The 22,096-nt window shown below is 61.2% G+C and carries 15 protein-coding genes and 1 pseudogene; 10 read left to right on the top strand and 6 right to left on the bottom strand.

What is annotated here, in order from left to right:
* From ACCD07_RS27580 to ACCD07_RS27570, 3 genes and pseudogenes are all read right to left on the bottom strand, one after another.
* A pseudogene (locus ACCD07_RS27580) lies at nt 1-334 on the bottom strand (hypothetical protein); the annotation flags it as partial.
* A 75-nt stretch (nt 335-409) separates the two neighbouring features.
* On the bottom strand, nt 410-1,945 hold the full coding sequence (locus ACCD07_RS27575) for an alpha-N-arabinofuranosidase (protein ID WP_413449187.1): 1,536 nt from the start codon (nt 1,943-1,945) through the stop codon (nt 410-412).
* Nucleotides 1,946-1,995: 50 nt separating this feature from the next.
* On the bottom strand, nt 1,996-3,036 hold the full coding sequence (locus tag ACCD07_RS27570; RefSeq protein ID WP_218087714.1) for a non-reducing end alpha-L-arabinofuranosidase family hydrolase: 1,041 nt from the start codon (nt 3,034-3,036) through the stop codon (nt 1,996-1,998).
* Nucleotides 3,037-3,709: 673 nt separating this feature from the next.
* On the opposite strand from ACCD07_RS27570, the gene ACCD07_RS27565 reads away from it, so the two are divergent.
* The 5 genes from ACCD07_RS27565 (at nt 3,710) to ACCD07_RS27545 (ending at nt 9,694) form a co-directional block, all read left to right on the top strand.
* A complete protein-coding gene (locus ACCD07_RS27565) occupies nt 3,710-4,969 on the top strand; it encodes a glycoside hydrolase family 5 protein (protein ID WP_413449186.1) in 1,260 nt (419 codons plus the stop codon).
* A 65-nt stretch (nt 4,970-5,034) separates the two neighbouring features.
* Entirely contained in the window at nt 5,035-6,480 is a 1,446-nt protein-coding gene (locus ACCD07_RS27560) for a nucleoside hydrolase-like domain-containing protein (protein WP_413449185.1), read from the top strand.
* Between the two features lie 81 nt (nt 6,481-6,561).
* Complete coding sequence (locus ACCD07_RS27555) at nt 6,562-7,473, top strand: LysR family transcriptional regulator (protein WP_176650916.1); 912 nt, start codon at nt 6,562-6,564, stop codon at nt 7,471-7,473.
* A gap of 103 nt (nt 7,474-7,576) precedes the next feature.
* The gene (locus tag ACCD07_RS27550; RefSeq protein WP_176650917.1) at nt 7,577-8,365 is read left to right on the top strand and encodes a substrate-binding domain-containing protein; all 789 of its coding nucleotides are present in this window, start codon (nt 7,577-7,579) and stop codon (nt 8,363-8,365) included.
* Between the two features lie 33 nt (nt 8,366-8,398).
* Entirely contained in the window at nt 8,399-9,694 is a 1,296-nt protein-coding gene (locus ACCD07_RS27545) for an MFS transporter (protein WP_413449184.1), read from the top strand.
* A 70-nt stretch (nt 9,695-9,764) separates the two neighbouring features.
* On the opposite strand, the gene ACCD07_RS27540 is transcribed toward ACCD07_RS27545, so the two are convergent.
* Both ACCD07_RS27540 and ACCD07_RS27535 read right to left on the bottom strand, forming a co-directional pair.
* Nucleotides 9,765-10,997 (bottom strand): glycoside hydrolase family 27 protein, encoded by a 1,233-nt coding sequence (locus ACCD07_RS27540; protein WP_176650919.1) that lies wholly within the window; start codon nt 10,995-10,997, stop codon nt 9,765-9,767.
* A 329-nt stretch (nt 10,998-11,326) separates the two neighbouring features.
* On the bottom strand, nt 11,327-12,526 hold the full coding sequence (locus ACCD07_RS27535) for a helix-turn-helix transcriptional regulator (protein WP_413449183.1): 1,200 nt from the start codon (nt 12,524-12,526) through the stop codon (nt 11,327-11,329).
* Nucleotides 12,527-12,881: 355 nt separating this feature from the next.
* Here ACCD07_RS27535 and ACCD07_RS27530 point away from each other — a divergent pair, with 355 nt between their 5' ends.
* The 3 genes from ACCD07_RS27530 to ACCD07_RS27520 all read left to right on the top strand — a co-directional run bounded on the left by ACCD07_RS27530 (nt 12,882) and on the right by ACCD07_RS27520 (nt 18,041).
* Nucleotides 12,882-15,245 (top strand): dockerin, encoded by a 2,364-nt coding sequence (locus ACCD07_RS27530; protein WP_413449182.1) that lies wholly within the window; start codon nt 12,882-12,884, stop codon nt 15,243-15,245.
* 253 nt (nt 15,246-15,498) lie between these two features.
* Nucleotides 15,499-16,026 carry a MarR family winged helix-turn-helix transcriptional regulator gene (locus ACCD07_RS27525; RefSeq protein WP_413449181.1) on the top strand — a complete coding sequence of 176 codons (528 nt, stop codon included), beginning with the start codon at nt 15,499-15,501 and terminating at the stop codon, nt 16,024-16,026.
* Nucleotides 16,023-18,041: a M13 family metallopeptidase gene (locus ACCD07_RS27520; RefSeq protein ID WP_413449180.1), complete on the top strand. Its 2,019-nt coding sequence runs from the start codon at nt 16,023-16,025 to the stop codon at nt 18,039-18,041. The genes ACCD07_RS27525 and ACCD07_RS27520 overlap by 4 nt, the downstream gene beginning before the upstream one ends.
* A 17-nt stretch (nt 18,042-18,058) precedes the next feature.
* Here the strand turns inward: ACCD07_RS27520 and ACCD07_RS27515 are convergent, their stop codons facing one another.
* Entirely contained in the window at nt 18,059-19,000 is a 942-nt protein-coding gene (locus ACCD07_RS27515) for a LysR family transcriptional regulator (RefSeq protein WP_413449188.1), read from the bottom strand.
* Nucleotides 19,001-19,117: 117 nt separating this feature from the next.
* Between ACCD07_RS27515 and ACCD07_RS27510 the strand changes: the two genes are divergently transcribed.
* Nucleotides 19,118-19,735: an FMN-dependent NADH-azoreductase gene (locus ACCD07_RS27510; protein WP_413449179.1), complete on the top strand. Its 618-nt coding sequence runs from the start codon at nt 19,118-19,120 to the stop codon at nt 19,733-19,735.
* 151 nt (nt 19,736-19,886) lie between these two features.
* Complete coding sequence (locus tag ACCD07_RS27505; RefSeq protein ID WP_413449178.1) at nt 19,887-22,073, top strand: glycoside hydrolase family 3 C-terminal domain-containing protein; 2,187 nt, start codon at nt 19,887-19,889, stop codon at nt 22,071-22,073.
* The last annotated feature ends 23 nt before the right edge of the window (nt 22,074-22,096 follow it).

Genomic DNA, 22,096 nt, shown 5'->3' with positions numbered 1-22,096 from the left:
GCGCTAACGTCCGGGAGTCGGGCACGACGTCGAGCACTGGCAACGGGGGCACGGCGACCGGGGGCGGCGGAGCGATGGCGGGAGGAGCGATATTGCTTGCGGCGGGCGGCGGTTCGGCAATCTTTTTTTCCGGTACTTTCTCCTGGAACAGGACCACGTCCACGCTGGGCGGCGGAGGCACGGGGCGGCGCACGCGCGACAGCAGTATGCCGGCCAGCAAGGCCAGATGAATGAGCACCACGATGCCCAGCGCGTAGCGCCGGTTCTCGCGCCGCCTGGACGGTTGCCCTTCGGTTGCGGGCGGGGGCAAACTGGATTCCGGTGTTGAGCGCATACGTTTCTAAATACAATGTCAATTGATAAGGTTGGCGCCCATGCGGTGATCCCGATGCGCCCGCGCGGGAGGCGTTTATTCCTCCAACGCCACCACCATTACGGCTTTTGCAGGCACCTTGATCGGCAGCTTGCCGCCTGCGGCACGCGCGCTGAACGCCGACGGCTTGATGGCCTGCGGGTTCTGGAACGTGTTATGCGCATCCATCGCGGCCGAGGTCAGCACCTTGCCGGCAGCGCCTTTTACCTTCGTGCCGGCGACGTTGACGGCGACATCGACCGCCCTGGACGGATCGGTGTTGACCAGCGCCAGGTAAAGCTTGCCGTCCCTGGCGCGTGCCGCCGAAGCGCTCACGCCGGGAATGGTCACCGCGCCCAAGGTGTAGCTGGTGTTGTCCTTGATTGTCAGCGGCAGCGTCTTGGCGTCCTGGAACGGCACATACATCTGGAACGCGTAATAGGTCGGGGTCAGGACCATCTTCTCCTTGTCGGTCAGGATCATCGCTTGCAGCACGTTGACCATCTGGGCGATGCTGGTCATGGTGACCCGCTCCGCGTGCTCATGGAAGATGTTGAAGTTGAGCGCCGCCACCAGCGCGTCGCGCAGGGAGTTCTGCTGGTGCAGTGCGCTTTTGGCGCCTTTCTCGTCGTACCAGGTACCCCACTCGTCGACCATCAGCCCGATCTTCTTCTCGGGATCGTTCTTGTCCAGCACGGCCACGTGATCTTTGACAAGCTGATCCATTTTCAAGGTATTGGCAAGGGCCGAGATCCACTCGTCCTCCTTGAAGCCGAGGGCTTCGCCCTTGACCTCCCAACTGCCGCCCGGGATGGTGTACTGGTGGACGCTGATGCCCACCGTGTGGCCCTTCAGTTCCTTGCTCAGGACGTCGGTCCACGAGGTGTCGAAACCGCTGCCGCCGCTGGCGATCATTTTCGGCCTGGACTGGTCGGGCGCCCTCAGGAAGTTCTCATAATTCCGGTATAGGCTGGCGTAGTACTCGGGCTTGATGTTGCCGCCGCAACCCCACGCCTCATTGCCGATACCGAACAGGGCGACTTTGAACGGCTTTTCGCGCCCGTTCTGGGCGCGCAGCCTGGCCAGGGGCGAACCGCCGTCCGCAGTCAGGTACTCGACCCAATCGGACATCTCCTGCACAGTGCCGGTACCGACGTTGCCGTTGACGTAGGCTTCGGCGCCCAGCATGTCGATCAGGTCGAAGAATTCGTGGGTGCCGACGGCATTAATCTCGTCTACGTTGCCTCCGTTGACGTTGCTCGGACGCTTGTCCTGCGGGCCTATGCCATCGCGCCAATGGTAGGTGTCGGCGAAGCAGCCGCCCGGCCAGCGCACCAGCGGCACATGCAATTCCTTGAGCGCGCCGACGACGTCATTGCGCCAGCCCTTGGTGTTGGGGATGTTCGACTTCGAGCCGACGTACATGCCCTGGTAGACGCCGGTGCCGAGGTGCTCGGCGAACTGGCCGTACACGTTCTTGTTGATGACCGGGCCGGGTTTGCCGGCGTCGATGCTGATGCTGACCTGGCCGGCGGCAAAAGCCGGTGCTGCGATCATGCCGAGAACGGCCAGGCTGTGTTTGATGAGGTTCATACAGGAGTTTCCAGACAGTTGTTATTGAAGTGGCGGTGCCGTGGGCTCGATCAGCGGCAGAGTGCGCTTACCGGATTTTTTCCCTTTGCCGTGATAACGCCCAGGCGGTACGGAATCTTGATGTAGTCGTCCACCCGCACTGCGGGGTCATTCCCCTGGAAGAGGTATTCGAGCGGCCGGCAAGGATCGATGGTCATCGTTTGATCGGCATTAGTCCGCACCAATTCACCGTGGGAAATCCCTTCCGACCAACTCTGTTGAACGTTATCGCGAGCCGCGAAAGCATTCATAGGCGCGGAGGAGAATGGCTCCCATTTTCCGTCGAGGCCATTGCTCTCCCAAATCCGGAAGTAACGTCCTTGCGGCGAAATTGCCTCCACCACAGTAATGTAGGTATTCGTGTTGGCGATCTTGTAGGTATTGCTCGCCTCGAACAGGTCTTCCTTTTTTTCGGTCATGATAGCGACGGTGTTATGGAAGCCGTTCGGGAACTGGGCTAATTCGGTTTCGGACCGAAGCAGACGTCCATTGTCGTCGGTGCTGAACAGATAGCATTTTTTATCATCGCAAATCACCCAAAAATCCAACCAGCCCATGCCTGGCGGAGTCTTGACGATGTCGGGTACGATTGGAAAGAACGGCTTCGGCGCGCTCCAAGACATCGGATCGCCAATATCTTTCGAGGTTGAATACAGCGGGTCGGCGCCTTGATATACGAGATACCAGGTTTTCTGCGGAGCGAAATAAAATACCTGCGGCGCCGCGCGATAACCCGGCCCCATGGGGGACTTGTCAAGCGGGACTATTTTCGCAGTCGACGCGTTCGACCATTTGTCAAAGCTCGTGTACCCAAGACCCCAGCCAGCAGATCCTGCCGTTGTCATGAATACGTGATATTTGCCATTCACGTAAACAATCGAAGGATCTTTCACAGCGTAGATTGTCTGATTTGGATCCGCTTGCGGCGCAATAAGCGGCGGGCTCGAAGTCCAGTTAAACGCCAGCTTGTCAGGCGACGCCGCAGGCTCGGCGGCACATACTGCCAAAACAGCCCATAGGGCCATCCCCATACTGCGATTTTTTAATTTCATTAATATCCTCGTCTTTTTTGGCGCATCCGAATCCCTGTCCAGCAAACCGGCGGAGTCTATCCCAAATATTGCGGCAAAAATACACGCTGAAATGCGCCGCCACGTGCCATGACGGCCTTGAGCGAAAATTCTGCACGGCTGCAATGGGTACTCGTGCATATTTTGCTATTGCCAGGGCACTGTGCGAGCCGGCCACCACCTGTGCGCCGGCGGCCGCGCCGCGGCGCCGCATGTCGGGTGCAAGGAAGTGCAGTATCACTGCGATTATCTGCACCCTTGTAATATCTTCACGGTTAGCGTTATTTCGGCGCTTACCCCACCGTGTCCTTTTGCTGCTCGCCTGTCCCTGTCGGCGATGTGCGATGACGCGCGCCATCACTTTGCGCCGACGGCAGCGGGACGGCCGGGCATCGCGGAAATTGCCTGTTCCATCGGCTATGGCAACACTTCCTGGTTCAACAAGTGGTTCAAGGAAGCGTACGGCTGTCCCAGGGCCTTCAGCCCCCTCGGCAAACAGAAGTAAATCCCCAAGTCTTGCAACTATCCGCACACTGCTAGCAGTTTCAGAAAAATCGCTACCGACGACTGCGCCTTCCACCCTATGCTGACATTTGGCCTAAGAAAACCTTCAAGGCCGCATGACAATTTGTCAGATGAATATTCCGGGGATACGATGAAACTCAGCAGTGCATTTTTATTAATTGGAATCCTGTCGCTAAACGTCGGCTGTGGCGGCGGCTCGGCCAGCCCAACGCCAGGCCCCACCACACCAGCCCCAACGACGTCAGTCGCAACCACGCCAACTCCGGCAACGCCGGCTCCAACGACGCCGGCCGCAGGTCTCTATCCCGACTACAACCAGAATCCGATCGCGCCCGACGCGACCGGCATGGGCAGCACCGCTGTCCAGCTGGCCAGCCAAATTCGTCTGGGTTTTAATATTGGCAACACGATGGAGGCGATCGGCGGAGAAACCGCCTGGGGCAATCCCCTGATCACCCAGGAGCTGATCAAGGCGGCCAAGGCGGACGGATTCAACGCCATCCGGCTGCCGGTTGCCTGGGACCAGTACGCCAACCAGCAGACCGCCAAGATCGACCAGGCCTGGCTGGACCGCGTCAAGCTGGTTGTCAAATACTGCGTGGACAACCAGATGTATGTGCTTGTGAACATACATTGGGACGGCGGCTGGCTCGAAAGAAACGTCGTGCCCGACAAGCAAGTGGCTGTCAACGCGAAGCAAAAGGCGTTTTGGACCCAGATCGCCACGCAACTGCGCGACTTCGACGAGCATTTGATGTTTGCCAGCGCCAACGAACCGAGTATCGACACGGCCACCCAAATGCCGGTGCTCATGTCCTACCACCAGACCTTCGTCAACGCGGTGCGCGCCACCGGCGGCAAGAATGCCTACCGCACCCTGGTGATACAAGGACCGCAAACGGACATCGATAAAACAATGCAGATGTGGACGGGCATGCCGACCGACACCGTCAGCAATAAGCTGATGGCGGAGGTGCACTTTTATCCCTGGAACTTTACCTTGATGGACAAGGATGAAGTGTGGGGCAATCAATTCTATTACTGGGGCAAGGATAATCATTCGACCACCGACACCGCCCATAACCCCACCTGGGGCGAGGAGGCCTATGTCGATCAGCAGTTTTTGCTGATGAAGCAGAAGTTTGTCGACAAGGGCATTCCGGTCGTGCTCGGAGAGTACGCCGCAATGCTGCGTACCAATCTGACGGGCGATGCACTGGCCCTGCATAAGAAGTCGCGGATCTACTATATTCAATACACAACCCATGCGGCTGTGGCCAACGGCGTGATACCGTTCTATTGGGACGTGGGCGGCCTGATCGATCGGAGCAATAATACAGTCCTCGACCCGAACCTTCTCGATGCGCTGGTGAAGGGCGCGGCGCCGTAAGCTGCCGCCCCGACAATTCGCACAACAAGCAGACAATAACGAGACAACCCCAATTCAATACAGAGATGATGCGACTACTTCCAATCACGGCGATGCTGGCGGCGTTACTGGCTTGCGTGCCGGCCCTTGGCTTCGCCGAGCCCAAACAACGCTTGATTATCCTCACCGATATCGAGGCCGATCCCGATGACAGCCAGTCGCTGGTGCGCTTGCTCCTGTACGCGAACCAGATCGATATCGAAGGCCTCGTCGCCACGACCTCTACGCATCAGAAGTCGCGTATCGCACCGGCGTCCATACATGCGATCATCGACGCCTACGGCCGAGTTCAACCCAATCTGTTGAAGCACGAACCGGGGTTTCCGAAAGCGGAGGCGCTGAAAGCGGTGGTGCGCTCCGGCTCGCAAGTCTACGGCATGCAAGGTGTCGGCGACGGCAAGGACTCGCCTGGATCGGACGCCATCATCAAGGCCCTGGAGAAAAACGATACGCGGCCCCTGTGGGTTTCGGTCTGGGGCGGTGCCAATACGCTTGCTCAAGCGTTGTATCGGATCGGCCACGACAGGACGCCGGAGCAGGCCGCCCGCCTGGTCAGCAAGTTGCGCGTCTACACGATCTCCGACCAGGACGATTCCGGTATCTGGATACGCACCCAGTTTCCCCACCTGTTTTACATCGTCAGCCCCGGTGGGTATGGCAATGGCACGTGGACTGGCATGCATTCGACCGAGCCGGGCTTCGACAGCACGGAAGTGAGCAACAGCTGGATCGCCACGCATATTCAACAAGGGCATGGACCGCTGGGCGCGATCTATCCGGATGTTTCCTTTGGCGTGGAGGGCGATACGCCATCGTTCCTGTCCTTGATACCCAACGGCCTGAACGCGCCCGAGCATCCGGACTGGGGCGGCTGGGGCGGGCGCTACGAGTTCTACACGCCAGCGTTGGAGACGACCAATCCGGAGGGCTTCACCGGCAACGTACCTGTATTGCAAGAACCGCATGCCATCTGGACCAACGCCGTGGATAGTTACAGGCCGATGGTCCACAACGACTATGGCCGCACGGTGCGCGCCGACGACAAGGTCTCCACTGGGTACAGGACCACCATCTGGCGCTGGCGCAAAGACTTCCAGAACGATTTCGCCGCCCGAATGGAGTGGACCACCAAGCCCTACAAGGGGGCGAATCATCCACCAATAGTAAAGCTCGTCCCTGGCGAACGGCTGACCGTCAAATCCGGCGAGGGCTTCATGCTGAGCGCGGCCGGCAGCTCCGACCCCGACGGAGATAGCTTGAGCTACCTGTGGTTTCAGTATCCCGAAGCTGGCAGCTACAAGGAGGAGATCAAGCTGGGGTACGCGGAAAATCATCATACCGTTTGGGGGCAGGCGCCAGTGGTAAGCAAGACGGAGACCGCCCACTTCATCGTAAAGGTTATCGACAAGGGCAGTCCGGCGCTGACGCGCTACCGACGCGTCATCGTCACTTTCGTGCCGTCTGCGCCCTGAGCATGTAAATAATTTCAGTCGGCCGGTACAATGGGAGGGCCAGCCATCCGGCTGCGCGCTCTTTTCCTTTGATACGACACTATGAATCAACTGCGGTTTGATCTGAACGATTTGCAGGCCATGGTCGCGGTGGTCGAGCAGGGCGGCTTCCGCGCCGCGGCCACCACGCTGAACCTGTCCCAGCCGGCCCTGTCGCGCCGCATCAGCAAGCTGGAAGAGGCGCTCAACGTCAAGCTGTTCGAGCGCAGCACCCGGCGCGTGGCGCTAACCTTGATGGGCCGTGAATTCTTCACCAAGGCGGTCGAAATCCTGGATGGCGTGGAGCGCTCGCTGCACAAGATCAGCGATATCTCGCGCAGCCATTTTGGCCAGGTAACCGTCGCCTGCGTGCCGTCGGTCGCGCACAACTTCCTGCCGCCTATCCTGCAACGCTTCTATACCGAGCTGCCCGGCATCCGCCTGCGGGTGGCCGACGAAGGGGCGCATGAGGTGCTGAACATCGTCGCCCGCGGCGACGCCGATTTCGGCATCAATTTCCTGGGCGACGGCGAGCAAGGCATCGACTTCGAACCGATACTGAAAGAACGTTTTGTGCTGGCCTGTCTTGCCACCCACCCGTTGGCGCGCAAGCGCAGCGTCAGCTGGGACGACATCGGCAAGCACCCCTACATGACCGTCGCCAAATCCAGCGGCAACCGCATGGTGCTGGACCAGGCGATGGCGCCGACGGAGCGCCGCCCCAGCTCCTTCATCGAGGCGCGCCACGTCTCCACCTTGCTGGAACTGGTGCGCTCGGGCCTGGGCATCGCGGTCGTGCCGCAGTTGTCGATGCCGGCCGGCGCCGCCGGCGCCATGCTGCGTGCGGTTCCGCTGGCAGGCGAGGGCATCGAGCGCACGCTGGGGGTGATACGCCGTTCCGGCCGCATCTTCTCGCCCGCCGCGCAGCACCTGTATGAACTGCTGAAGGAGGAGCTGACAGGCAAACCCAATTGATGCATTTTACTGATCAATTGTAATGAATTTTGCAATATACATTATCGATGCAAGCTCGGATAATCGCCTGAAAATGGAGTTGAACAACAATCAGGAGACCAGCATGCATCGCCGTTTCATCCCTGTCACAGCTGTATCCATCGTGTTCGTGCTGGCCGCTTCGGCCGCCAGCGCGGAGCAAATCGATGTCATGAATTCGGGCGGCTTCACCGCCGCCTACAAGACGCTGCAACCACGCTACGAAGCCGCCAGCGGCGACACGCTGGCCACCGCCTGGGGGCCGTCGATGGGCAAGGCGCCGGAAGCGATTCCGAACCGTCTGGCGCGCGGCGAGCCGGCCGATGTGGTCATCATGGTCGGCTACGCGCTGGACCAGCTGATCGCCGAGGGCAAGGTCGAGCGCGCCAGCCGCACCGAACTGGCCGATTCGCGCATCGGACTGGTGGTGCGCAACGGCCATCCGCAGCCGGACATCTCCACCGTGGCGGCGCTGCGCCAGGCGATGCTGCAGGCCGAGTCGATCGCCTATTCCGATAGCGCCAGCGGGGTCTACATCGAGCGCGAGCTGCTGAAAAAACTCGACATCGAAGCTGCCGTCAAACCCAAGGCGCACATGGTGCAAAAAACCCCGGTCGCCGTCATGGTGGCCGAGGGGAAGTATGAGCTGGGCTTCCAGCAGGTGAGCGAAATCCTGCCGGTGCAAGGCGCGACCTTCGTGGCCCGCCTGCCGGAATCGGTGCAGAGCATCACCCGCTTCGCGGCCGGCATTCCGGTCGGCGCGCGCCATCCGCAGGCGGCGCGCCGCTTGCTGGACTTCCTGGCCTCGCCACAGTCGCGCGATGCGGTCACCGCCAGCGGCCTCGATCCGGTGCCGGCCGCCGTCGCGCACTAAGCGCTTTCTTCCCTTCCAAGCAAAGATACTACGATGACTACCCAATCAACGGCGACGCCGTCCCGCGTCGGTATGGTGCTGCGTGTTACCAGCGGCAATTTCATGGAAATGTTCGATTTTTTCCTGTTCGGTTTTTACGCGACCGCCATCGCCAAGACCTTCTTCCCGGCCGATAACGAGGTGGCGTCGCTGATGATGACGCTGATGACCTTCGGCGCCGGTTTCCTGATGCGGCCCCTGGGCGCTATCGTGCTGGGCGCCTACGTCGACCGGGTCGGCCGGCGCCAGGGCCTGATCGTCACGCTGGCCCTGATGGCGCTGGGGACCATCCTGATCGCCTGCGTTCCCGGCTACGCCAGCATAGGCGCGCTGGCGCCGGCGCTGGTGCTGGCCGGCCGCCTGCTGCAGGGTTTCTCCGCCGGCGCGGAACTGGGCGGCGTATCGGTCTACCTGTCCGAGATGGCGACGCCGGGCAATAAAGGGTTTTACGTCAGCTGGCAATCGGCCAGCCAGCAGGTCGCCATTATCGTGGCGGCGGCGCTGGGCTATGGTTTGAACCTGTGGTTCACGCCGGCCGAAATGGGCGCCTGGGGCTGGCGCATTCCTTTCTTCATCGGCTGCCTGATCGTGCCGGTGCTGTTCGTGATCCGCCGCTCGCTGCAGGAGACCGAGGAATTCAAGCGCCGCACCCACCGGCCGGAGCTGCGCGCCATCCTGCGCTCGATGCTGGACAACTGGGGCCTGGTGCTGGCCGGGATGATGCTGGTGGCGCTGACCACCGTGTCGTTCTACCTGATCACGATCTACACGCCGACCTTCGGCAAGACGGTGCTCAAGCTCAGCACCAGCGACAGCCTGATCGTCACCCTGTGCGTCGGCTTGTCCAACTTCATCTGGCTGCCGGTGATGGGCGCGCTGTCGGACCGCGTCGGCCGCCGTCCGTTGCTGATCGTGTTTGCCGCGCTGACCATGGCCAGCGCCTATCCGGCGATGCGCTGGCTGGTGGCCGATCCCAGCTTCGAGAGGATGCTGATGGTGGAGTTGTGGCTGTCCTTCCTGTACGGCAGCTACAACGGCGCGATGGTCGTCGCGCTCACCGAGGTGATGCCGGTGTCGGTGCGCACCGCCGGCTTCTCGCTAGCCTACAGCCTGGCCACCGCCGTCTTCGGCGGGTTCACGCCGGCCATCGCCACGGCGCTGATCGAAGCCAGCGGCGACAAGGCGGCGCCGGCATTGTGGATGAGTCTTGCCGCCGTCTGCAGCCTGGCGGCGACGCTGGTGCTGTATCGCCGCCACCATGCGAGCCCGGCCGGCTTGGCGGCACAATGAGCAAGTATGCTCGACCTGGGTCTGCGCCACACGTTCCAATAAAAGAAGGGCTCCCGAGCGGTCGGGCGCGCTACGGTTTCGCAGGGCCGGTCAGGCGCAGCATCAGCACGCTGTGCGGCGCCAGCCGCGCTTCCAGCTTGCCGCTGGTGTCGCCCGTCTTCTTGCTCCACAGGTCGGACCAGCGGTAGACGGTCTTCTTGAAATCGACCGACCGCTTGCTCAGGTCATCGTTCATCAGGTGCGCCTTCCAGTCATGGCGCAGGTCGAGAGCCTGGTTGGAGCGGTTCAGGAACATCAGCGCCCATTGGCCGCCTTCGAGCGGCTTGGCATAGACCTCCAGCGGACCGTCGGCCAGGATGCGCAGCGCCTGCACACCCAGCTTGTCCTGGTTCACCGCGATCACGCCGGGGTTGGTCAGGATGCGGCGGGTCGACTCGGTCATGGAACGCAGGTCGTTGCCCAGGATGAGGGGCGAGGCCATCATGGCCCAGATCGACAGGTGGGCGCGGTCTTCATCCTCGCTCATGCCGTTGCCCACTTCGAGCATGTCCATATCGTTCCAGCGGCCAGGCCCTGCGAACTTGCGCAGGTTTGCCTGCTTGTCGAGGATGCGCAGCACGCCCAGACCAACGGAGAAACCGGGGCTGTATTCGCAGTCGAAGCAGTTATAGATATCGGGCGTGGTGCGCCACATGTGTGCGACCTGGCCGCCCCAGTCCCACGGTTTGCTCATGCCCCATTCGCAAATGCTGAACACCATCGGACGGCCCGCCTTGGCGATCGCGTCGCGCATCGTGGTGTAGGCCGCTTCGGCGTTCAGGCCCGGAGTGTCGCACCAGTCGTACTTGACGTAATCGATGCCCCAGCGCGCATAGGTCAGCGCATCCTGGTACTCGTGGCCGCGGCTGCCGGGATGGCCGCCGCAGGTGGTCGCGCCGGCGTCCGAGTAGATGCCCAGCTTGAGTCCCTTGCCATGCACATAGTCGGCCAGCGCCTTGATGCCTGATGGGAAGCGCTTGGGGTCGGGCTGGATGTTGCCGTCGGCGTCGCGCTGGCCGTGCCAGCAATCGTCAATATTCACGTACTGGAAGCCGGCGTCCTTCAAGCCCTGCTTGACCATGGCATCGGCGGTCTCGCGGATCAAGCGCTCGTCGATATCGCAGGCGAACTTGTTCCAGCTGTTCCAGCCCATGGGCGGGGTGTCGGCCAGGCCTTCAGCTTTTTGAGCCCAGCTATTGCCGCAGGCGGCGGCACCCAGCAAGAGGCCTAACACGAGCTGCGCCGTGCGTTTGATTGTTTTCATTTCTTAATGTCTCCAAAAAAAGCGGTACCAATATATAAAACATCTATTAACGCGACAACTGAATGGGCCGCAGGCGCTGCGGTGGCGGAACCGGGCCCACGTCTGAAGCATGGGCCGTCCATCATGCTCGACGTTATCGCGGCGAATCGAATTTCTTGCAAACCGCAGAAATTGCAAGCAAAGTCAGTCACAGTGGAAGTCCGCCGTGGCAGTTGGCGCAAGGTTGAATGGTCGCTGGCGGAGGAGGGGATGGCAGCGGTTCAGCCCAGGTGTTCGGGCTGAGCGGTGAGGACGAGCAAGATCAGGCCGCGTGGTTGGAACGAGTCGGCTCAGGCGAGTGGTTCTGGCGGCGCCCTGTCGGCGGGCTGCTCCTGCTGCTGGGCGGCGAGCATCCGGAATGACTTCGGCGTGCAGCCAAATTCTTCCTTGAACAGCTTATTAAAATAAGGAACATTCGCGTAGCCAACCGAATACGCGATTTCGGACACGGCGGCGCTGCTTTTCTCAGTCAGCAGCCTGGATGCTTCAGTCAGCCGCAGTTTATTCAGGTAACCGGTGAATGTCATGCCGAGTTCAGATTTCAGCACTTCATTGATTTTATAGCGGTTCGCGCCGGTCCCTTCCACCACGGATTCCAGGTCCAGTTTGGGATCGGTATATGAGCTGGCGATATACCGAAAGACCGACGCCTTCTCCTTGTCCTTGTACGGTTCCAGGGTTAGCTGGCGATAGGCCTCCAGTGGCAAATTTATTTTTATTTTTGAATCCACGCTGGCCAACAGCGCGCGTGAATGGGCCAGAAAAAACCACACACCAAATGCCACCCAGCCACTCAGGATAATGACCCCGAGAGCGGCCAAATAGCGGTAATCGCGGCCGTGCAATGTTAGTTCGCTGATTTCAATATAGACATCGACATCGCGTGGCGTAGCAGCGGCGGTGCCAAACATGATTTTCCCGACCTTGTCCAGCTTAAAAACCTGGCGCCCCAAGTCCTGCCTCATCGAAAGATACCACCATTCGGGAATAAGCAGCCGGGCCAGGTCGAGCGTCACCGGCGTGCTCTGTTCATAGCACGAAAAATACGTTCTAGGTGGAAGGTAAGTCTCGAACTTGCCTGGCTCGGAGGATTTTTCATCGAAGATGGACACCTCGAATGACATGGCAGTGGCAAGCGAACATTTGGCAACGAAGGAAACGCTATGGAACTTCGACCAATCCTCGTGGATAAACCGTCCTTTGTCGTCTTGGCGTTGCAGGTAGCCGGAGGCGGCAGGATACGCGACCACGTCCTTCAGCTTGAAGTCGAAGCGCAGCCGGTCACCCGACGTGTCGTGCAAGTGCGCTGACGGCACTGCGCCAGTTACCACATTGGAAAACGCTCCGTAATGCCAGCCGGCGCTATTTTTATTCGCCCCCGACAACGTCTGCGTCGGAAAGGCCAGGTAAACAAAAAAAACCACCAGCAGGGCGTCCACGACGAGCAGGGAAATCAGCGCCAGCAGCGCCTTTTTATAGAACTCTTGCATATAGGTAGGGTATTGAACTGTCTCGGCGCCGCGCGTTTTGACGGCTGCGGGTCCGGCATCATAACAGGCGACTTATGGACGGTCCCAGGTATTTTTGGGGCAAATAGGGACAACGAAAAAAATTGGGCGCCAGGCGTAGCGACCTGCATTGGCGTGCGGCGCACAACTGTGAAATTTCATTTCGGCATTTGAGAGTTTTCGTAAGTGAGACGGCCTCACCCACGGATAAGATGCATGCGGACCGGCAGCTTTTAGCCATCTCTGCATCCATAAATAACGCGTACGCCGGTCCAAGCACCGGTGCTGCAAAACCGGGCGCCGGCTCATTTAAATGGTTTTTTTGGAGGAGAACCGTATGAATCGGAAGTACAATTTAGTCATCCCGGCCTTGCTGGCTGGCCTGCTTGCTGCCTGCGGCGGCAGCCAGTCTGACAGCACCACCGACAATCGTCCCAAGTTCCTTGCTGCCACAACCAGCGTGATGGCCGCCGCGTCGACCTCGACCGCCTTGCCCGCCAGTTGGACCAGCGTGAAGTGGGGCGGCGGCGGATATGTCACCGGTCTCATTTACCATCCGACCAGCGCGAACGTCATGTACGCGCGCACCGACATCGGCGGCGCCTACCGCTGGAACAATTCGAACGGATCGTGGACGCCCATCACCGACGGCGCCGGCTTCAACGCGGGCGAGGGTACCTTCCACGGCGTCGAAAGCATCGCCCTGGATCCGTCCAACGACAACAAGGTCTACCTGGCCACGGGCATGTACTCGCACAACTGGGACGGCACCCCGATCAACGGCCGCATCTATGTCTCGGGAGACCGCGGCGCCAGCTGGACGCACTACGACCTGCCGTTCCCGGTGGGCGGCAACGAGGACGCCCGCGCCATCGGCGAACGCATGAAGCTTGATCCCACCAATCCGTCGACGCTGTTCTACGCCTCGCGCACGGCCGGCCTGTGGAAGAGCACGAACTCGGGCCAGACCTGGACCCAGACCGGATTGTCGAGCAAGGTGCTGACGACCGCCGAAATCCAGGGGCTGGGTACGGCTCCGGTGGGCGTCGAGCAGATCATCTTCGACAACTCGAACGTGGGTGGCGGCGCGACGACGTGGATCATGTACGCCGCCATCGCGCCGGAGTACGTGCAGAAGGCGGGCCTGACCTCGACCATGTACAAGTCCACCAACGGCGGCTTCTCGTGGACGCCGGTGTCGGTGCCGTCCAACGTGTCCGGCTACTTCGTCCCGCACATGCTGCGCACCAACGACGGCAATTACTACGTGGTGTTCAACAAGAACGCCGGGCAGGGCGCCCAGGGCCCGGGCTACCTCTACAGGTTCGGCGGCGTGACCAACGGCGAGACCTGGACCCAGCTCTCCACCACCACGCAGGGCGGCTACGGCGGCGTGTCCGTCTACGGCACCGGCGCGACGGCCCGCATCGCGCTGGCCGTGACCGGGACCTGGAGCGCCGGCCAGCCGGTGGTCCAGCTGTCCGACAACGGCGGCGCCACCTGGCGCGAAATCGCGGACGGCATGCAGCATTGGGGCGGAGGGTACAGGGGCTGGGTGGACGACATCGAGATCGATCCGGCCAACAAGGATCACATCATGCACGTCCACGGCGGCGGCGTCTGGGAAACCTGGAACGCGTCGGCGGCCAGCCCGAGCTGGGATGTTCCGCTGAATAACTTCGAGGAAACCGCCACCCTGGAGCTCGTCACGCCGCCGGCCGGCGCGTCGTACAAGTTCGTCAACAGCGCGGGCGATATCGGCACCTGGGTCCAGACCGACCTCGCGGCGACGCCGACCAAGGCGCCCACGAGCGCATGGAGCAATGGCAACGCCGCCGACGTGTTGTGGTCCGATCCGAGCTACATCGTCAGTGCCGGCGTCATCAACGGCACGCCCGCGGTCGCGTTCGGCTCCTGGTCCGGCGACAGCGGCAACACATGGTCGAACTTCGCGACCCTGCCCGCCGGCGCTTCCGCCAACACCGCCGAGTCGGCCAGCATCGTGACCCCGTTCCGCAACAACGCGATCTGGGCGCCCGCCAACTCGGTGCCGTCCTACACCACGAACAATGGCGCGAGCTGGACCTCGACCAACCTGCCGGCGCTGTCCGCCGTCGGTATCAATCGTGGCTACCGCCTGGTGGTCGACCGCAAGAATCCGAACAAGGTCTATGCCTACGATTCGGGCGGCGCTTCCTGGAGCAACCTGCCGGGCAAGGTCTACGTCTCGACCGATGGCGGCCACAACTTCACGCTGAGCCAGGGTTCGGTGTCGGCGAACCTGGCGCCGAACGGCTGGTATGCCACTTCGCTGGCGGTCAATCCGAACGTCGAGGGCGACCTCTGGCTGGCCGACGGCAATGCCGTGTACCACTCGACCAATTCGGGTGCCAGCTGGACCAAGCTGAACGGCTTCGCGACGATAGCGGCCAACGGTTCGACCGGACAGTTGCAGGGCGCCAGCGTCATCGCCCTGGGCAAGGCGCAGACCGGTTCGTCGTACTCGGCCGCGGTCTACGTGGTGGGTGCGATGAATGGCGTGTGGGGTGTCTACCACTCCGACGATGGCGGGGCGACCTGGGCGCGCTTCAACGATGACGCGCATCAGTACGGCGGCATCGGCGTGATGGCGGCCGACTGGAACACCTACGGCCGCATCTACTTCAGCGGTACCGGCCGCGGTCTGGTGTACACCAACTAACCGGCGCGATCGTTAGCGTAACGTGGCTTGAAAAAGGAGTCCCTCGGGGCTAATGCCGTTCAGTTAAAACTGAGCGGCATTTTTATTTTTAAGAGTTGCTGCTGTCCGACGCAAGGAGAGAAGTCTACGAATCGTATTTTACATAATATAAATTATGCGAAGAGTTCGCAATTCATATACCGCGCGTTATTTCCAGGTTGTCTTCTCTTGCCCTAGTCATTACAATAAATATACGTAGGCACCTACCAATCATATGAACAAAATCGACAACCCGCTGACTACCGACTACAACCAGCAACAAGGCGGCGCCAGCATTGGTGCGCGCTTGCGTCGTTTGTCGGAACGCATCGATCGTGACGCTAACCGCGTGTATGCCAGTCTGGGGCTGGAGTTTGAGCAACGCTGGATGGGAACGCTGAATCAGTTGCATTTGAACGGCAACATGTCGGTCAATGAAGTTGCGGCGGCGCTTGGCATTAGTCATCCATCTGTGAGCCAGACTCGCCGCTCCCTGCTTGACGTTGGGCTGATTGCCGAGCATCCGGATCCGGACGACGGGCGTCGGCGCACGCTTGCGCTGACGGCGGCTGGAAAATCCTTGGTCACGCGCTTGTTGCCAGTTTGGGCGGCGCTGGATGTGGCTGCGCTGGCGCTCAATGCGGAGGCCGGCGATCTGGTGTCTGGCCTGACCAGGTTGGATCGGGCGCTGAACCAGCAATCCTTGTTTGAACGCGTCAGCGCGGCATTGGCTGCCGCTCCAACACGCCGAGGCCTGTCATGAAGCCCGCTGTACGCATGCTTGCGCTCGTTCTGTGCGCGTCGGCCGGCATGGCGCGCGGTCAAGCCATCATGCCATGGGGCGTTGATCTGGCGGGCATGGACCGGTCGATCAAGCCTGGTGATGATTTTTTCCGCTACAGCGGCGGTAACTGGATGCGCACCACGCCGATCCCGCCTGATCGCACCAAGTGGAGCACGTTCTACATATTGCGCGCCCGGGCCGAGGCCGAGGTCCAGTCAATTGTCGAGGCGCTGGTGGCCAAGCCACAGGCGCCCGGATCAACCGCCCGGAAAATCGTTGATTTTTACACCGCGTTTCTCGACACGGACGCCATCGAGCGAGCCGGTCTGGCGCCGGTGCGCGATGATTTGGCTGTCATCGCCGCGGCGCGCAGTCACGAGGAGATCGCACGCTTGATGGGACGTCCGGAGCTGCGTGCGGACGGCCCGATGTCGCTCACAGTTTGGCCGGACGCGAAGAATCCGGATCGCTATGGCATCAATATCGTCCAATCCGGCTTGAGTTTGCCGGGCCGCGACGTCTATCTGCAAAGCGATGCAAGGGCAACCGCCACGCGCGCGGCCTACCGTATCTACATCGCGCAGATGCTGAAACAGGTGAATTGGCCCGACGCCGACCGGGCCGCCGACGCGGTGCTGGCCCTGGAAACAGCAATGGCCAGCTGCCACTGGACGGCTGAAAAACGCGCTGACCGCGACCAAACCTATCATCCGCAATCGCGGGCCGGGCTGATCGCCTTCGCGCCCTCCTTCCCTTGGGCCGACATGCTGGACGCGCAGGGCATTCCGCAGCAGAATTTTTTCGTCGTCAAGGAAGACACGGCGATCGTCGCCCTGGCCGAACTGTTCCGCGCGACGCCTGTGGCCGACTGGCGCGCCTACCTCGCCTTCCACTACCTGCAGGGCATGGCCGACCTGCTGCCGCGCGCCGTCGACGAACTGCATTTCGATTTCAATGGCCGCACGTTGTCGGGCCAACAGCAGCAAAGAGTACGCTGGAAACGCGCGACGGTCGCGCTGAATGCCGCGCTGGGCGAAGCCGTCGGCGAATTCTACGTGGCCCGCCATTTCACGCCGCAAGCCAGGGCGCAGGTGGCCGAGCTGGTGGAAAATCTGCGCGCGGCTTATCGCGAACGCATCAAGCAGTTGGATTGGATGACACCGTCCACCAGGCTGGCGGCGCTCGACAAGCTGGATAAACTCCGCGTCAAGATCGGCTACCCGGAACAGTGGCGCGACTATGGCACTTTGGTTGTGCGCGCGGACGACCCTGTGGGCAATCAGAAACGCGCCCGCCTATGGGAATGGCGTCGTCTCACCGCACGCCTGAATCAGCGAGCCGATCGCGACGAATGGGGCATGACGCCGCAAACGGTGAACGCCTATTACAACGCATTCTTCAATGAGATCGTGTTCCCGGCCGCGATACTGCAACCGCCCTACTTCGATCCCAAGGCCGATACGGCCGTCAACTATGGCGGCGTGGGTGGCGTGATCGGCCACGAGATGAGTCACGTCTTCGACGATCAGGGCGCGAAGTCGGACGCCAGCGGCGCGCTGCGTCAATGGTGGCAGGAGGCTGACCTGGCCAATTTCCGCGCCCGCACGGCGCGTCTTGTGCGGCAGTTCGACCAATATGAAGTGCTGCCTGACTTGCGCGTGAACGGCCAGCTCACGTTGGGCGAAAACATCGGCGACAACGGAGGGCTGGCGATCGCCTTCGACGCCTATCAACGCGCGCTGCATGGGCGCCCAGCGCCTGTGCTGGACGGTTTCAGCGGGCCGCAGCGCTTCTTTCTGTCGTGGGCACAGACCTACCGCGAAAATATCCGGGAAGCGCAATTGCGGATCGACCTGCGCACCGATCCACACAGCCCCGCGCAGTATCGTGTCAACGGCGTGGTCCGCAATCTCGATGCCTGGTACGAGGCTTTTGGCATTGTGCCGGACCAGAAGCTCTATCTGGCGCCATCCGATCGTGTACGGATCTGGTAAGCCGGATAGTTATCGTTTCAAGATAGACGCCGCCTGAGGTCGTCCAGCAACCACCGCCCGGCGGGCCCGAGCGTGCGGCGACGCTGATGCGCCGCATAAATCGTTACTCCCTCGCGCGGCGTCGGATCGTGCTCGATACTGAGCGCAACCAGGCTCCCCGCAGCAATCAATCGCGACACCAGATGCTCGGGCATGCGGCACCATCCGAAACCGCCAAGCAGGAAGTCCAGGCGCCGGCCGAGATCCACGAAGCGCCAAAGTTTTACACTCGCAAGCCCAAAGTTTTCACCGCCGGGATTGACAGGATCCGACAGCACAAGCTGGACATAAGGCTCCAGATCGGTCTGTGTCGCCGGACGTCCCAGCGAAGCAAGTGGATGCCCTGCCGCCACCACAGCCTGCATGCCAACATTCAGCAGCGGATAAGCGGCAATGTCGTCTGGGATGGAAGGAAGCAGCAAGCAGATGCCGATGGCGGCCGGGTCACTTCGCAGGCGTCTCAATGAACCGCCCAGACCTTCTGTTGAAAAGCTGACTGGCAGATTTGGAAAAGTCCGGCTCAGCGCGGACAGGCTTTCGATTAATGGCGCAGTAGGCACCAGGGGATCGATCGCAATGACAAGCTCGGGTTCCAAGCCTGAGCGCGTCTCCATTGCCACTGCCTCGAATCGGGCAGCGCTCGCCAATACCAGTCGCGCATGCTCGACCAGAACCCTTCCTGTCTCGGTCAATCTCGGGCGATGGCCAGTGCGGTCAAACAGCAACAGGCCTTGCACATCCTCAAGCGTCCCTATGGCCTGGCTGATAGCCGATTGCACGCGACCAAGTTTTCGACCGGCAGCGGAAAAGCTCCCCGTATCGGCGATCGTTACCAGAACACGTAACTGATCAAGCGTCAGACTTCCAATCAAAATATTTTCTCCATGGCCTCTTCCATCACAACTACCGATGGGTTTCATCACATTTTAATCTCTATCGGGAATAAGTTCGCGGCGATATATTGTGGACACACAAACAGCCTGATCGAAAACTTGCTTCAGGCGTTTCCCTCGGTGCTATTTTTAAGGATTATTGTCATGACCAAGCTATTGGTAGTAGAGACCAGCCCTCGCGGCAAACACTCCGTGTCGCGCAACATGACCCGGCGTTTCGTGCAGGACTGGTTTGCCACCCACCCGGATGGCGAAGTGATCGAGCGCGACCTCATGGATGCCGGACTTCAGTTTGTCAACGCTGCCTGGTTGCAGGCCTACTTCACCCCTGCGGAACAGCATTCTCCCGAGATGGCGAACGAGTTACAGCTCTCGAACGAACTCGTTGCAGAATTGCTGGCCGCCGATCACATTGTCATTGCAACCCCGGTCTACAACTACAATGTGCCGGCGGTGCTCAAGGCGTGGATCGACCATGTCGTTCGCAAGGGATTGACGCTGGGCTTCGATGGACGCGGCCTTGTGACTGGCAAGAAGGCAAGCGTATTGATCGCATCGGGTGGCATCTATACCGAGGGGTCGCCCATCCAGAATCGCGACATCGCAACCCAATATCTGCGCCTCGTACTTGGCGTGATCGGGATCAGCGACGTGACATTCGTTGCCGGTGGCGGGGCCAAGGCGGTTGATTTAGGCGAAGAAACCATGGAACGCTTTGTGGAAAAGCTCGGCGCGCATCTCGAACGGGCTGCGAGCGTTTGATGCTCGACGAGGCAGCCAGCCCATAGGCAGCTGAATTGGTGAAAAACGTAACGCGCTCTGGCCATTTTCTGTCTTGTCAGCCGCCCCGGGGCGTTGCACCATCTTCGCCCACCGGGCATCCGCCTGGAACGGATAAACGAGGATGAGCACCATGCATCAGTTGAATGCGGCCGCAAAATTGTTTCGTCTTGCTTCGCTGGCGTGCCTGCTCGCCAGCGCCCACGCCCGGGCCTACGATCATCCGTTTCAGGACCCCGCCCTGCCGACAGCGCAGCGAATCGACAACATTCTGTCGCTGATGACGGTGGAAGAAAAAATCGCCGCCCTGTCGACCGATTCCAGCGTCAAGCGCCTCGGCATTCCCAGCTTCGGCAGTTCCGAAGGCATCCACGGCGTGGTCAAGCGCGGCAACGCCGACAAAGGCCTGGCGGCGATTCCCACCACCCAGTTCCCGCAGCCGCCGGGCATGGGCGAGACCTGGAATCCGTCGCTGGTGCGCGCGGCCGGCGAAATCCAGGGTACCGAGGGCCGCTACATCACGCAGAATCCCAAGTACAACCAGCCATCGATGATGCTGTGGGGCCCGCAGGCCGACCTGGCGCGCGATCCGCGCTGGGGCCGCACCGAGGAAGTCTATAGCGAGGATCCCTTCCTGGCCGGCACGATGGCCACCGCCTTCGTCAAAGGCCTGCAAGGAGACGATCCCAAATACTGGCGTTCGGCGGCCCTGCTCAAGCATTTCCTCGCCAACAGCAACGAGAATGGACGCGGCAATTCCTCTTCCGACTTTGACGAGCGGCTGTTCTGGGAATACTACGCCATGCCGTTTCGCATGGGCTTCGAGGACGGCGGCGCGCGGGCGCTGATGGCGTCGTACAACGCATGGAACGGCACGCCGATGGCGGTGCATCCGATTCTCAACAGCCTGGTGATCGGCAAATGGAATGCCGAGGTGGTGTCCGGCGACGGCGGCGCGGTCGGCAACCTGGTCAAGCTGTACAAGCGCTATCCCGACCACAAGGCGGCGGTGGTGGCGGCGTTCAAGGCCGGCATCAATCAGTATCTCGACAAATTCAAGGACGAGATGCAGCAGGCGGTGACGGAGGGATTGGTCACCGAGGCTGAACTCGATACCGCGCTGCGGCGCAAATTCCAGGTCACCGTGCGGCTGGGCCTGATCGATCCGCCGGAAGGCAATCCGTACGCGGCCATCAAGGATGGGCCGGAACCGTGGCTGAGCGAGAAGCACCAGGCGCAATCGCTGCAGATCGCGCTGGAATCGGTGGTGCTGTTGAAGAACGCCGGCAACGCGCTGCCGCTGACGAAGGGCAAGCTGAAATCGATCGCCGTCGTCGGCCCGCTGGCCGACAGCGTGCACTGGGACTGGTACGGCGGCCATCCGCCGCATGCGGTCTCGCCGCTGGACGGCATCAAGGCCGCCGCCGGCCCCGGCGTGACGATCAACTACGCGAGCGACAATACCGACGGCGCCGCCGTCAAGGCAGCGCGCGCATCGGACGTGGTGGTGGTCGTCGTCGGCAACGATCCGACCTGCGGACCGAACATGGCGCACGACTGGACCGATGCCGGCACCAAGCCCTGCGCCGATCCCGGCGATGGCCGCGAGGGACGCGACCGCGAAACCCTGGCGCTCCAGCAGGAGCAACTGGTCAAGCTGGTGCATGCGGCCAATCCCAACACTGTGATGGTGCTGGTGTCGAGCTTCCCGTACACGATCAACTGGTCGCAAAAGAACGTGCCGGCCATCGTGCATCTGGCGCATTCATCGCAGGACGAAGGGACCGCCCTCGCCCGCGTATTGTTTGGCGACTACAATCCGGGCGGCCACCTGGTCAGCACCTGGCCGGCCTCCATGCAGCAGTTGCCGCCGATGATGGACTACGACATTCGCCACGGGCGCACGTATATGTACTTCAAGGGGAAACCGCTGTATCCCTTCGGGCATGGCCTGAGCTACACCAGCTTCAAGTACGGCAAGCTGCGCACCAGCAGCCCTTACCTGGATGCCCAAGGCGCGCTCACCGTCGACGTCGACGTCACCAACACCGGCAAGCGCGCCGGCGACACGGTGATACAGCTGTACGTCAGCCATCCGAAGTCCAAGGTGGCGCGGCCGCTGCGCGCGCTGGCCGGCTTCGAGCGCGTCAGCCTGCCGCCGGGCGCCAGCAAAACCGTGCACATTCCGCTCAAGGCCAGCCAGCTGGCTTACTGGGACGCCGGCCGTGGCGCCGCCGCCATCGAGGCCGGACCGCTCAAGCTGATGATCGGCGAGTCGTCGTCGAATATCAAGCTGAGCAAGGAACTGCAGGTTCGATAATGGGCGTGCGCCGGCCCGGCCGG

Origin of the sequence: Duganella sp. Dugasp56 (assembly GCF_047304105.1) — a bacterium.
In the GTDB taxonomy this organism is placed as follows: domain Bacteria; phylum Pseudomonadota; class Gammaproteobacteria; order Burkholderiales; family Burkholderiaceae_D; genus Rugamonas; species Rugamonas hordei.
This window is presented reverse-complemented; position numbering and strand designations above follow the sequence as displayed.